Here is an 11,892-nt window from a genome sequence, read left to right as displayed (position 1 = left end):
ATCTGTCCAACTTAGGGGGTTCACTTCTTGGTGGGGTCACTTTTGTAGATAACATTGGCACCAATAAATCAGAAGAAATATATGGTGAGCGTCTTTATCAGAATGGTGATATTTTAAATTCGTTATTCATTAGAATGCTAGGTAATTTACCTAATACAACAGACATTATGAAACAATCGGTTTGGAATAATATATACTCAATGGATATAATTAGAAAGAATAAATTAGAGTTTGTATCTGAAAGAAAGTATATTTCTGAAGATATTATTTGGAATTTTGAATTTCTTAAAAGTACTTCAAATGCTCAATTAATTAATGAGAGAGGTTATTTTTACCGTCAAAATAATTTATCGCTTTCACGCCACTATAATCCAAAACGGTTTGAGCTAATCAAAATTTTCTATTCTACTCTAATTGAGAAAGTTAGATTCTTGGATAATTTTGATGAAGCTAAACTAAGAATTCAAAAGCAATTTTTAATTAATTTAAGAACTTGCTTTTCACAAGAGAAGAATTTGCCATATGATAGGATTATAACTGACGTTAAATATATGGTAAGGGATCAGACCGTCATTAACGTTGTAAACCAATATCCAGTAAAAGAATTGGGTTTTAGACAACGTATCTTTGTTGAATTAATTAGATTTAAAAAATATAGAATATTAGCTAATATCATTAAATATATCTAATGCATAAGAAATGTTAAGTAGGTTTCCAATATGAATATGATTAAAGCGGTCGTTAGGCAAATATTATTTGGATATAAGTCCAGTAGTGATAATTACGTAAAATATTTAAAAAAAATTGGAGTTGAAGTGGGAGAAAATGTTATTATATTTCGCCCCTTTAATACAACAATAGATGTTCAGAATCCTGAATTATTATATATCGGAAATGATGTTCAAATAACTGGTCCTGTTACCATATTAACTCATGACTATGCTTGGAGTGTTTTAAAGAAAAAATATGGACCAATTTTAGGAAATCAGCGTCCAACAATTATTGGCGATAATGTTTTTATTGGATGGGGAGTAACAATTCTAGGTGGTACGGTGATAGGTAATAATACTATTATCGGAGCTGGTGCTGTTGTTAGCGGGACTTTGGAAAAAGATTCAGTTTATGCTGGCAATCCTGCTAGAAAGCTAATGAGTATTGATGATTATTTTGAAAAGAGGGTTACGCATCAGCTTGACGATGCATTTGAGATTTTTAGACAGTTCTATAAAAAAAATGAAACCACCCCACCAAAGAAAGTCTTTAAAGAATATTTCTTCTTGTTTGAAAATGATTCAAGTAGATTAATTTCTGATTTTAGTAACAAAATGCACTTAATGAGAAATTATGATGAAAGTGCTAAATGCCTAGATGGTTTAGAGTTTAGAAAATTTAATAATTATGATAGTTTTATTGAATATTGTAAAAAAAGATTAAAAAGGTGTGGCTATGTTGAAAGTTAATACGAATGGTAGCCGGGTGTACTTAACTGGTCTAGTGTTTTTTTAGTTGCTTCAATTTTCGGTCATACATATGCTCCGATACCTAGTCAAGTTAGATATGCATTTTTAGGTGCCGCTATTTTCCTGATAGTTTTTAAAATAGTTGTTTTAGGAACTACATTTAGAGCTAGAACTTCTTCAATCATAGGTTTGATTCTAATCGGTTTGTTTATAGTGATATCAGCAATTTCTGCTATAAATGCCCGCGTTATATATCCTGTAACCACCGCTTTGCTAATTATTGGTGCTAAGGATGTAAATTTTGATAAGATAGTTAAAACATTTGTTGTGACTGCTACTGCTGTAATGATCTCAACTTTTTTATTTTATTTATTAGGTTTGGCGAATGGTGTAGTTCAGATCCGCGATGGGTATGTTAGACATACTTTTGGATATCGTGGACCTACGGATCTCGCGGCAATGGTTTCTTTTATATTAATGGCTGATTTATATCTTGGAAGTAAAAAGAATCGTCCAATTTGGTATCGGATTTTAGGATATTTATTCTTTAGTGTTTTCTTTTGGTATGAGAGTAATGCACGGTTAGGAAGTCTAACAATTTTAATTTTAGTACCAGTGTCCATTCTAATTAAATATGGACAGAAATTTATGCTGAATAGTTCGTTATTTAAATTTATCTTTAAATTTTCGTTCACTATTTGTTCCTTGATTTCTATTTGGATTATTCAAAGTTATATTTCTAATCCTGGCAGTAATTTTTTAATTAATTTAGATAGCTTGACATCGTATCGATTAACATTAACTGTAATGGCCGTTAAGTTATATGGATATTCAATATTGGGAAATGATATCTATACATCTTATTTTTCCGTTAATAGTAATTACTTTTATGTTGATTCTTCATTTTATATTTTCCTATTAGAGTATGGAATTATTTTAATGATTATTGTTGCAATTGGTTATTATTGGTTTGTAAGGAAGGAATTAAAGAACAAAGAAATTCTAATTCCACTGTTTTTGTTGGTTGCTTGTATTGATGGAATGATAGGACAAGTTTTCTATTTGCCGGAATATAACATTTTTCTTCTGGCGGCTTTAGCTATCATTTCGCCTGGTTTTTCAGCGGAGAAGGATACAAATTTTGAAATCACTGCGTATTAATGCATTTCTAAATACAATAAGAAATGTACTAAATATGATGTTCCCAATCATCACGTTTCCTTATGTTTCTAGAGTTTTAGGAGTCACCAATTTAGGCAAATACAATTTTTCTTATTCAGTTGTTAGTTATTTTTTACTTATTGCTGCTTTGGGTATTAATACCTATGCAATTCGCGAGGGAGCAAAATATAGAGATAATAAGAGACTGTTGAATGAGTTTGCTAGTCAGGTGTTCTCTATTAACGTAGTTTCTACCATACTTGCTTATTTGTTATTACTACTTACTGTTATAACTTTTGGTGAGTTACATTCTTATTCCGTATGTATTGCAGTATTTAGTATTCAAATTATTTTTACCACAATTGGTACGGAGTGGATATATTCAATCTATGAAAATTATGCTTATATAACATGGAGAAGTATTCTATTTAAAATTATATCTATAATCCTACTGTTTTTATTCGTACATAAATCGAGCGACTATATTATATATGCTGGGATAACGGTTTTCGCCAGTGTGGGTTCAAATGTGTGGAATTTTATCTATGCTCGAACTTTCACGCATATAGTCTTCACATTTAGAATGAAAATTAGGGAACATATAAAACCTATTTTTGTTATATTTGCCTCAAGTATTGCAATTATGATTTATGTTAATTCTGATGTTACGATACTTGGAATCATGAAGGATGCATACGTAGTTGGAATCTATAGTGTGTCAGCTAAAATATATACCATTTTAAAAACAATCTTGTCGGCAGCATTAATCGTTACGGTTCCACGTTTATCACTATTCTATGGACAAAAGAGATTTAAAGAATTTACTGAAACAGCATCTAGTGTGTTTAATCTTTTAGTCTTACTTGTTTTTCCAGCTGTCGTGGGATTAATTTTTATTAGTAGAAATGTAGTTTTATTAATATCTGGAGTAAATTTTGTGAGAGCTACCAGTTCATTACAACTATTAAGTATGGCAGCAATATTTTCTATTTTTGCATGGTTTTATAGTGACTGTATACTAATTCCAGCTAAAATGGAGAATATTGTATTAATATCAACTATAATTAGTGCGGTTGTTAATCTAGTTTTGAATTTTCTATTAATCCCTTATTTTTCTGAGAATGCATCTGCATTTGCTACTATAATTGCGGAGATGGTGAATATGTTTATCACCATTAAGTATGGGAGAAATATAGTTACGATAAATGGCTTTAAAAGGAATTTATATTCCGTAATTTTTGCATCAATATTTGTTGCCATCTCGTGTTATATAGTTAATTTACTATCTTTAATTCCTTTTTGGTCAATAGTTGTTTCAGTTATATTATCTTCCATTACCTATTTTGGTGTTCTAATTATTTGTAAAAATAAACTAGTAATAACATATATTAATGAAAGGATATTTCGGAACAAATAATGGATAATAAACTATTAAGTATTGTCGTACCTGTATATAATGTATTTGGATATATAGCACAGTGTATTGATAGTATTTTGGCTTCGGCTAATAATAATCAATTAGATCAGATTGAAATTTTACTGATAGATGATGGTTCTACTGATGGATCATCATCTATTTGTGATTTGTACAGTAAAAAATATAAATTCATAAGGACATATCATATCAAAAATGGTGGATTGTCAAACGCAAGGAATTATGGAATAAGTAAATCAATGGGTGAGTGGATAGTTTTAGTCGATAGTGATGACCTTGTTCCGTCAAATTATCTTAAAAGAATACTAGGTCTAATTTACTCATATGGGTATTTAGATATCATCATATTTAGCTATCAAACATTTATCAATAGAGTTCCAGAAATAAATAATGAAGAGAATGAAATAAAAGAAATATCTCGTAATCAGGCTTTTGGTTCCTTGTTCAAAGAAGAATTTTTGAGTTTTGCATGGAATAAGCTCTATAAAAGAGAATTATTTACTGATATTCAATATCCAAATGGGAGATTGTACGAGGATTTAGCAACAACATATCGTATATATGATAAGGCTAATAAGATTGGAATGATATCAGATGTTCTTTATTTCTATAGAACTCGAGAACAGAGTATTGTACATAACATAGATGAAAAAAGTCTACATGATATTGTATTATCACTTATTGAAATGGAGATGATGGTAAAGAAAAAATATCCAATGTTTGTTGACCGTATTCATAACGATATTCTAAACCGGGCCATTTGGTATGTACACTATATTGATAACCATCATATGATTAAAGATGAGTTTTATGTTCAAATGGGGAACATTATTACTCAAAGTAGTCCTTTTGATTATAGAATTAAAACCAGGATAGAAATCTTTGCCTACAAATATATCCGACCATTGTTTAAATTGATTGGAAAGCAATATAAAAGTTTGAGATAGCCATATATATCGAATTAAAACACGGGAATTAACAATTTTTTCTTGGCCATATATGTAATGTTTTTTTGACAAATTAAGAGGCTATAGATATGAATAAAATAGTTTTAACAAAAGATCAACAAAATAGGATACAGCAATTAGAATTAGAAGTATTGATTGAATTTGATAAAATATGTCGTCGCCATAATCTCAAATATACTCTAGCAGGAGGAACCTTATTAGGGGCAGTTAGACATGATGGTTTTATACCTTGGGATGATGACGTGGATGTCACGATGTTAAGAAAAGATTATGAGAAATTTACTCAAGTCTATTATCAAGAGTTAAACGATAGATTATTTTTTCAATCGAAAGATACTGATCCGCAGTATCAGTATCCTTTTAGTAAGGTTCGAATTAAAGATACTATTTTTAAGGAAACGTTCTTAGCTAAATATAATATCAACCATGGCGTTTATATTGATGTTTTTCCAATAGATAATGTTTATGATGATGAGAATAAAAGAGTAGAGCAGATCAATCGATTTCGACATCAACGACGGATAATGATGGGTAAGTATCTAGATCCAGCTGCTCGATCTGGGAATAAAAGGATTTTAGCGTATTTAACAAAAGTATGTTTTTTTTTGGGATAGTTTTGATCGAATTCATGATCAATTGAATCGAATCTCCAATGAATGTAACGAGTCAGATACAAAATTTGTATGTAGCCTGACTGGAATCGACCCATTAAAAGAAGTATTTCCTCGCGAATATCATGATGAGGTGGTTGATCATAACTTTGAAGGACATAAATTTTATGTTTCTAAATATTATGATCAAATCTTATCATCAATGTATGGTGACTATATGAGTTTACCACCTGTGGATCAACGTATTACTCGACACGATTTATTAGAACTTAAATTATAGGTGAGATGTATGAATATTGCATTACTTACAGCAGCAGGAATTGGCTCTCGAATGAAAATATCAACTCCGAAGCAGTTTATTTATGTAAAGAACAAGCCACTTTTAGTATATACTTTAGAAGCATTTGAAAATCATCCCAATATCGATACAATTGTTGTAGTAACTTTGCCTGATTGGATTGAAGTGGTTAAAGCATATGCCAAACAATATAATATTTCCAAATTAAAATATATTGTAGCAGGTGGCAAAGATGGGCAAGAATCGATCTTTAATGGATTAAAGGTAATTAAAGACCATTATAGTGACGAGGATGCTGTGATGATCCATGATGGTAATCGATGTTTAGTATCTGGAGAAATTATTTCTAATAATTTGGCGACTTATTATGAATATGGAGATGCTGTTACTGCGATTCCAGTAGTTGAGGTAGTGGTAGAAAACAATGAAGGTCAATCGATTTTAGATAGAGATAAATTGTGGAGGACACAAACGCCACATACGTATAGTCTGTCTACGCTTTGGAAAGCACATAAAAAAGCTGCTGAGCTAGGATTAAAACGAACAGCCGCCACGTGTGAACTGATGGCCTTGTTGGGGAAAGAGATCCATTTTTCAACTGGATCAGAACAGAATCTAAAGATCACTACAAGTGATGATTTATTAATATTTAGAGCTATTTTAAAAATTAGACAAGAGGAAGAATTATGAATCGATCATCCCAATACCTAAATTTATTGATAAAGGCTATTGAAGTTAATCATCTTAATATGTTTACCAACAAACGAGTTCTAGTAACGGGTGCTACCGGACTAATTGGCTCATCAATTGTTGATATCTTTGTTTACTTGAACGAGGGATTTAAACAAAAAGTTGAGCTGTATGTTGCTGGTAGGAGTAAAGAACGAGTTCAAAAACGCTTTGGTGAATCCTTCGATAATGATTATTTTCATTTTATAGAATATGATGCTACAAAAGGAATAAACTTTGATTTTTCAGTTGATTATGTGATCCAAGGGGCAAGTAATGCTAGTCCAACCTTGTATAAGACTCAACCCGTTGAAACTTTGCTGGCAAATGTCAATGGGGTAAACGAAATTTTAGATTACGCTAGAAAGGTAAAATCGCAACGAGTTATTTATATATCATCTAGTGAGGTTTATGGGAATAAGGGAGATCGAACTAAGTTGATCGATGAAAATGATTATGGTTTTGTTGAAGGACCAGAACCTCGTAACTCATATAGTGCAGGAAAGCGAGCAGCCGAGAATCTGTGTGTGGGGTATGCTAGTGAATATGGGGTGGATACGGTGATTGTAAGGCCGGGTCACATTTATAGCTCCAATGTTTTGAAAGGAGATAATCGTGCTTCTTCCGATTTCATTGGAAAGGCTAATCGTCATGAAGACATAGAAATGTATAGTTCGGGGAAACAGTTACGTTCTTATACGCACGCAATTGATTGTGCAAGTGCGATAGTTTTTCTACTGCTTAATGGTGGAGATCAGCAGGCATATAATATTTCTAATCGTGATTCAATTGTCACAATTAGGAAATTTGCTCAAAAGGTTGCTGAGACCGGTGATGTAAGATTATTAATTGGAGATGATGATCAAGATATGAAGATGTCTTATTCGGCCTTGAATGCTAGCAAATTGGAATCACTTGGGTGGCGTGCTGTTGTCTCATTGTCAGAGGGGGTAAGAGAGGCCGTAGTAAATTTTAATGAGTAATCGGATTTAAGATGGGGCCAATCAAGATCATATTAAGCGATAAGTATAGTAATTAATATAGCTAAAAATTAAATCATATTATTAATTTATATTATGAGGGTAGGGCTTTATGTTAAGTATTTTGAGTGTTATAATTTCGTGTGTTTTTACTATTGTTTATGACCGTTATAAAGGAAGAAGAAACAAAGCTCAATTGACAGCGAAAAATTTAATATTTTTAATAAAATTTAATTTTAGTAATGCAAATATGTTGCTTTGGTTATTTATGGATCCGAATATAGGTAAGGATAAGAGAATGATGTTGGTTGCTCCTTTAATAGAAAGCATATCTTCCCTATACAATTGCAATGATAAATTAGCTCAATTAAATAAAAAAATATTGCTCGATGAAAAGTACAATCTAACAACAGAAAAAATAAATGAATTAAAGAATGAATATAAGAATATAAAGTTTGATGAAGGCTATAATAGTGATATTTTAAGATTTTCTAACGATATTAGACAAATATATGATTTTGTTAATAGAATTACAAATGAATAAATTGATTCGTCAAATAGTAATCAATACAGTTTGGTAGAAAATTAAAGTGATCAATGCCACCTTGTTCATTATTCAAATCATGGAAATCATTCTGATTGGTCAGGAAAAAGCGTTAGAACAATTATCAACTGGAATCAATCGTTTAAAGCATGCAGATCAAATGTTAGACGATTTATTACCGTTACCCGTTGGTTTGAGTGATCGTCAACGAAATATAGTGGTTGGGATGCGAGAGATTGTTAGGTATTTATATCAACAGGCCGTCTTTTGCTATTCATTAAATGCGATTACGGATCAGGATCTCGCGAAGGTACTAGGGACCACACGTTATCGATTGGATCAGCAGATGAGTCACTTAGAAGCTCAAGGGATTATCAAGTTAATGCAGGAGAAACCGAAAATTCACCAGTTAACTAATGATGCTTATCTGAAATTAGATTAGGGAGGTGTACTTATGACTGATTATCAAAAATTATTAAATACTATTACCCAGTTAAAGGCTGAAATGGATAAGTTTCGACCTTTGGATCAGACACAAGTAAAGTTACTAGAACAACAGATTCGGCTTGAACATGTCTGGTCTTCAAATGTCATTGAAGGCAGTGCCCTTTCGATGAATGAAACGCGTCAATTTTAAATACTGGGATGACTGTCCATGAGATGTCATTAAAAGAGGCGATGGAAGCAGTTGATTTGGCGGCTGCCTATGATTATATGAGCGAACTGGTCAGCAAACAGGCCCCGCTAAGTGAACGGATCATTCGAGATTTAAACCGCTTAGCGATGATTAAAAATAGTGATCCTCACACGGCAGGAGCTTATCGAGTGGTGGAAGCTTGGCCATATGGAAGTGAAGATCAACCATACGTTTCACCATTTGATATTCAACCGCAAATGAAGGCTTTAATTGAATGGGCGCATACAGCTAGTGAACAATTACATCCAGTCGAGTACGCCGCGGAACTACACGAACGATTAGTCGCCATTCATCCATTTGTTGATGGGAATGGCCGTACTGCTCGGTTGGTTATGAATCTATCATTAACGGAAGCGGGTTATCCGGTCATTAACATTCAACCAGATGCCAAGGCTCGTCAAGCATATATGGATGCCTTAGGTCACGCTCGCTCGACCGGTGATTTATTACCATTTAAAGTCTTAATTGGGAAATACACCCAGGAAACTATGGAAAAACGGATTGATTTATTAAGGCGGAATGAGGATAATATAGCCGAAGCGCAAAGCGAATCGGATCTCTTCTGATCATTTAAATTGAATAATCCCCCAAAGTTGGGCCGACATTGGCTCGAACCTTGGGGGATTTTTAACGACCTGATAACATAATGTTACAAAGTTGAAATATGGTCGTGATTAGCTTGTAATGCAAGCTTGATAAGGTAATATACATTAATTTGAAACCGAGGAAGAATCAATGAAATTAAATCAAACTGTTAAAGTAACTGCTGCTGTTGCTGGTGCCGTATCATTAGGAACTTTGGCATCAACCGTTAGTGCTAATGCTGATACGACTTATACTGTTCAATCAGGGGATACCTTATCTGGGATCGCGGTTAATTTTGGTCAATCGTTGTCCTATGTTGATCAATTAGCTAGTGACAACAATATCGCTAACAAGGATTTGATTTTTGTTGGTCAACAATTGGTTGTGAAGGCGGCCGAAAGTGATTCGTCAGCAAGTACCACGATCGAGGTGCCTGCTGACCAAAGTTCTGCCTACAGTACTGCTAGTTCTAGTGCAACTGCTACTACTGATGAAACGGTTAGTTCATCGACGCCTAGTTCTGACGAAAACGATGACGCTACTAATTCCGCAACGGTTAGTGATACCCAAGTAAGTAGTGCAGCCAGTGCGGATGAATCCCAAACTGCTAGCGTTTCGGTAGCTTCATCAGCGAGTGAAGATTCCAGTGCTGAAAATGTTTCTAATGTCTCAGATCAATCTTCAGCTGTAAGTTTATCAACTACTAGTGAAAGTGCGGATGCTGTTAGTTCCAGTAGTGAAGCTGAAACGAGTGATTTAGCATCGTCGTATTCTGCACCACTTTCTTCAGGTAGTGCGGTTGATGACCAAAATGAAGATACTAATAGTTTAGTAATTGATGATTCAGAAACGACGGAAGGTGCTGCTCCCGAAACGACGACTGATACTACAAGTACAACAACTGATACTAGTTCGAGCACAACTTCTGATGAAGAAGCAGCCGCTAAGGAATGGATTGCCCAAAAGGAATCTAGTGGGTCTTATACTGCCCAAAATGGTCAATACTATGGTCGTTACCAATTATCTTTGTCATACCTAAATGGTGATTTGTCAGCCGAAAATCAAGAAAAAGTGGCCGATGCATACGTTACCAATCGGTATGGTTCTTGGGTCGCTGCTAAAGCCTTCTGGGAAGCTAACGGCTGGTACTAGGATTGCCATCAAATGTTACATTGAGGTGACAAAAGTTATCAAAGCATTACCTTTGATTAACAATCCCTTTGACTTAGTGGATTTGGGATGAAATTGTGATAATGTATTAAACATTGAAAGAAAAGTAATATTCAAAGACATTTTGTCAGGGAAGGAATTTTCTTAATCTATGGATAATAAAAAGCACTATAAGTTATATAAAAGCGGGAAACAATGGAGGACAGTTGCCCTTTCAGTGACAGCTGTTGCACTTGGTTTAACTTTTGCCAATGTAACTGCTAATGCTGATACAACAACTACTAACACCGATAATGCAACGACTGCCGCGGTAGCGACAACTAGTTCAGCAACTAGTGAGGTATCATCAAATAGTACAGTTTCTTCATCAGTTGCTTCGACTACTACCGATGCATCAACTTTAACTTCTGCTTCCAGCGCAACTAGTGAGTCGACTGCAGATTCTAGCGCTGTAGCTTCATCTGCATCTGTGCAAAATGGGATCGTTACTGAAGATGCTGGTACTTACTACTATGTCAATGGTGAAAAGCAAGTCGATGCTTTTTATACTAACGATAGTGGTCAAGTCTTCTACTTTGGTGATGATGGATTGATGTACAAGAATCAATTCTACAGTAACTGGGGGAACACCTACTACTTCGGTGAAGACGGGGCCCGGTATACTGATCAATTCTACAGTAACTGGGGAAATCTTTATTACTTCGGTGAAGGTGGGGTTCGTTACACCAACCAGTTCTACAGTAATTGGGGGAATCTTTACTACTTTGGTGAAGGTGGAGTTCGCTACACTAACCAATTCTACACTAACTGGGGTAATATTTATTACTTTGGTGAAGACGGGGTTCGGTATACTAATCGACTTTACTCAAACTGGGGTAACAACTACTACTTTGGTTCAGATGGTGCTTTAGCCAAGAACACGACAGTTAACGTTAATGGTACTAATTACACTGCAAACGCTGATGGGGTTCTTTCTTCGAAGTCTGCAGAAGAAGAAGCTGCCAAAGAATGGATTGCTCAACGTGAATCCGGTGGTTCCTACACGGCCCGGAATGGTTCTTGTTACGGTCGTTACCAATTATTAATTTCATATCTTGGTGGTGATTTGTCACCAGAAAATCAAGAACGAGTGGCTGATAATTATGTGGCTAGTCGATATGGATCATGGGTGGCTGCCAAGGCCTTCTGGCAATCACACAACTGGTATTAATAAAAAAGACATGGATTAGAAGTGAACCCCCTAAGTTGGACAGA

The 11,892-nt window shown here is 34.2% G+C and carries 13 protein-coding genes and 3 pseudogenes; all 16 read left to right on the top strand.

Annotated features, from left to right (window positions below):
* Window positions 1-689 (top strand): annotated as a pseudogene (locus FC60_RS09555) (hypothetical protein); the annotation flags it as partial.
* 30 nt (window positions 690-719) lie between these two features.
* Entirely contained in the window at window positions 720-1,460 is a 741-nt protein-coding gene (locus FC60_RS08765; RefSeq protein WP_235806131.1) for an acyltransferase, read from the top strand.
* Window positions 1,461-1,673: 213 nt separating this feature from the next.
* Entirely contained in the window at window positions 1,674-2,621 is a 948-nt protein-coding gene (locus tag FC60_RS08760) for a hypothetical protein (protein WP_153672854.1), read from the top strand.
* Complete coding sequence (locus FC60_RS08755; protein ID WP_235806129.1) at window positions 2,602-4,038, top strand: flippase; 1,437 nt, start codon at window positions 2,602-2,604, stop codon at window positions 4,036-4,038. The genes FC60_RS08760 and FC60_RS08755 overlap by 20 nt, the downstream gene beginning before the upstream one ends.
* A complete protein-coding gene (locus FC60_RS08750) occupies window positions 4,038-5,003 on the top strand; it encodes a glycosyltransferase family 2 protein (RefSeq protein ID WP_056937999.1) in 966 nt (321 codons plus the stop codon). The genes FC60_RS08755 and FC60_RS08750 overlap by 1 nt, the downstream gene beginning before the upstream one ends.
* A gap of 89 nt (window positions 5,004-5,092) precedes the next feature.
* Complete coding sequence (locus FC60_RS08745) at window positions 5,093-5,638, top strand: LicD family protein (RefSeq protein ID WP_056937998.1); 546 nt, start codon at window positions 5,093-5,095, stop codon at window positions 5,636-5,638.
* A 22-nt stretch (window positions 5,639-5,660) separates the two neighbouring features.
* On the top strand, window positions 5,661-5,915 hold the full coding sequence (locus FC60_RS09845) for a LicD family protein (protein WP_162252189.1): 255 nt from the start codon (window positions 5,661-5,663) through the stop codon (window positions 5,913-5,915).
* A gap of 9 nt (window positions 5,916-5,924) precedes the next feature.
* A complete protein-coding gene (locus FC60_RS08740; RefSeq protein ID WP_056937997.1) occupies window positions 5,925-6,623 on the top strand; it encodes an IspD/TarI family cytidylyltransferase in 699 nt (232 codons plus the stop codon).
* The gene (locus tag FC60_RS08735) at window positions 6,620-7,645 is read left to right on the top strand and encodes an NAD-dependent epimerase/dehydratase family protein (protein WP_056937996.1); all 1,026 of its coding nucleotides are present in this window, start codon (window positions 6,620-6,622) and stop codon (window positions 7,643-7,645) included. Before FC60_RS08740 ends, FC60_RS08735 begins: the two co-directional genes overlap by 4 nt.
* A gap of 109 nt (window positions 7,646-7,754) precedes the next feature.
* On the top strand, window positions 7,755-8,186 hold the full coding sequence (locus FC60_RS08730) for a hypothetical protein (protein WP_056937995.1): 432 nt from the start codon (window positions 7,755-7,757) through the stop codon (window positions 8,184-8,186).
* A 79-nt stretch (window positions 8,187-8,265) separates the two neighbouring features.
* Entirely contained in the window at window positions 8,266-8,628 is a 363-nt protein-coding gene (locus FC60_RS08725) for a hypothetical protein (protein WP_156399318.1), read from the top strand.
* Window positions 8,629-8,640: 12 nt separating this feature from the next.
* On the top strand, window positions 8,641-8,823 hold the full coding sequence (locus tag FC60_RS09730; RefSeq protein ID WP_235806128.1) for a hypothetical protein: 183 nt from the start codon (window positions 8,641-8,643) through the stop codon (window positions 8,821-8,823).
* 23 nt (window positions 8,824-8,846) lie between these two features.
* A complete protein-coding gene (locus FC60_RS08720; protein ID WP_235806127.1) occupies window positions 8,847-9,449 on the top strand; it encodes a Fic family protein in 603 nt (200 codons plus the stop codon).
* Window positions 9,450-9,618: 169 nt separating this feature from the next.
* Window positions 9,619-10,620 (top strand): aggregation-promoting factor, encoded by a 1,002-nt coding sequence (apf, locus tag FC60_RS08715; RefSeq protein WP_056937993.1) that lies wholly within the window; start codon window positions 9,619-9,621, stop codon window positions 10,618-10,620.
* 169 nt (window positions 10,621-10,789) lie between these two features.
* Window positions 10,790-10,834: pseudogene (locus FC60_RS09880) on the top strand (KxYKxGKxW signal peptide domain-containing protein); the annotation flags it as partial.
* Between the two features lie 9 nt (window positions 10,835-10,843).
* A pseudogene (locus FC60_RS09395) lies at window positions 10,844-11,848 on the top strand (aggregation-promoting factor C-terminal-like domain-containing protein); the annotation flags it as partial.
* Window positions 11,849-11,892 lie beyond the last annotated feature (44 nt).

This window comes from Limosilactobacillus gastricus DSM 16045 (genome assembly GCF_001434365.1).
Taxonomy (GTDB): Bacteria; Bacillota; Bacilli; order Lactobacillales; family Lactobacillaceae; genus Limosilactobacillus; species Limosilactobacillus gastricus.
Note: the sequence above shows the minus strand (reverse complement) of the source record. Positions and strands in the feature narration are given on the sequence as shown.

What these genes read in the sequence shown, in the direction of transcription:
- FC60_RS09730 (WP_235806128.1), top strand. Translation starts at nt 8,641, where the DNA reads ATGACTGATTATCAAAAATTATTAAATACTATTACCCAGTTAAAGGCT.
- FC60_RS08735 (WP_056937996.1), top strand. Translation starts at nt 6,620, where the DNA reads ATGAATCGATCATCCCAATACCTAAATTTATTGATAAAGGCTATTGAA.
- FC60_RS08730 (WP_056937995.1), top strand. Translation starts at nt 7,755, where the DNA reads ATGTTAAGTATTTTGAGTGTTATAATTTCGTGTGTTTTTACTATTGTT.
- apf (WP_056937993.1), top strand. Translation starts at nt 9,619, where the DNA reads ATGAAATTAAATCAAACTGTTAAAGTAACTGCTGCTGTTGCTGGTGCC.
- FC60_RS08745 (WP_056937998.1), top strand. Translation starts at nt 5,093, where the DNA reads ATGAATAAAATAGTTTTAACAAAAGATCAACAAAATAGGATACAGCAA.
- FC60_RS08765 (WP_235806131.1), top strand. Translation starts at nt 720, where the DNA reads ATGAATATGATTAAAGCGGTCGTTAGGCAAATATTATTTGGATATAAG.
- FC60_RS08720 (WP_235806127.1), top strand. Translation starts at nt 8,847, where the DNA reads ATGTCATTAAAAGAGGCGATGGAAGCAGTTGATTTGGCGGCTGCCTAT.
- FC60_RS08740 (WP_056937997.1), top strand. Translation starts at nt 5,925, where the DNA reads ATGAATATTGCATTACTTACAGCAGCAGGAATTGGCTCTCGAATGAAA.
- FC60_RS08725 (WP_156399318.1), top strand. Translation starts at nt 8,266, where the DNA reads ATGGAAATCATTCTGATTGGTCAGGAAAAAGCGTTAGAACAATTATCA.
- FC60_RS08750 (WP_056937999.1), top strand. Translation starts at nt 4,038, where the DNA reads ATGGATAATAAACTATTAAGTATTGTCGTACCTGTATATAATGTATTT.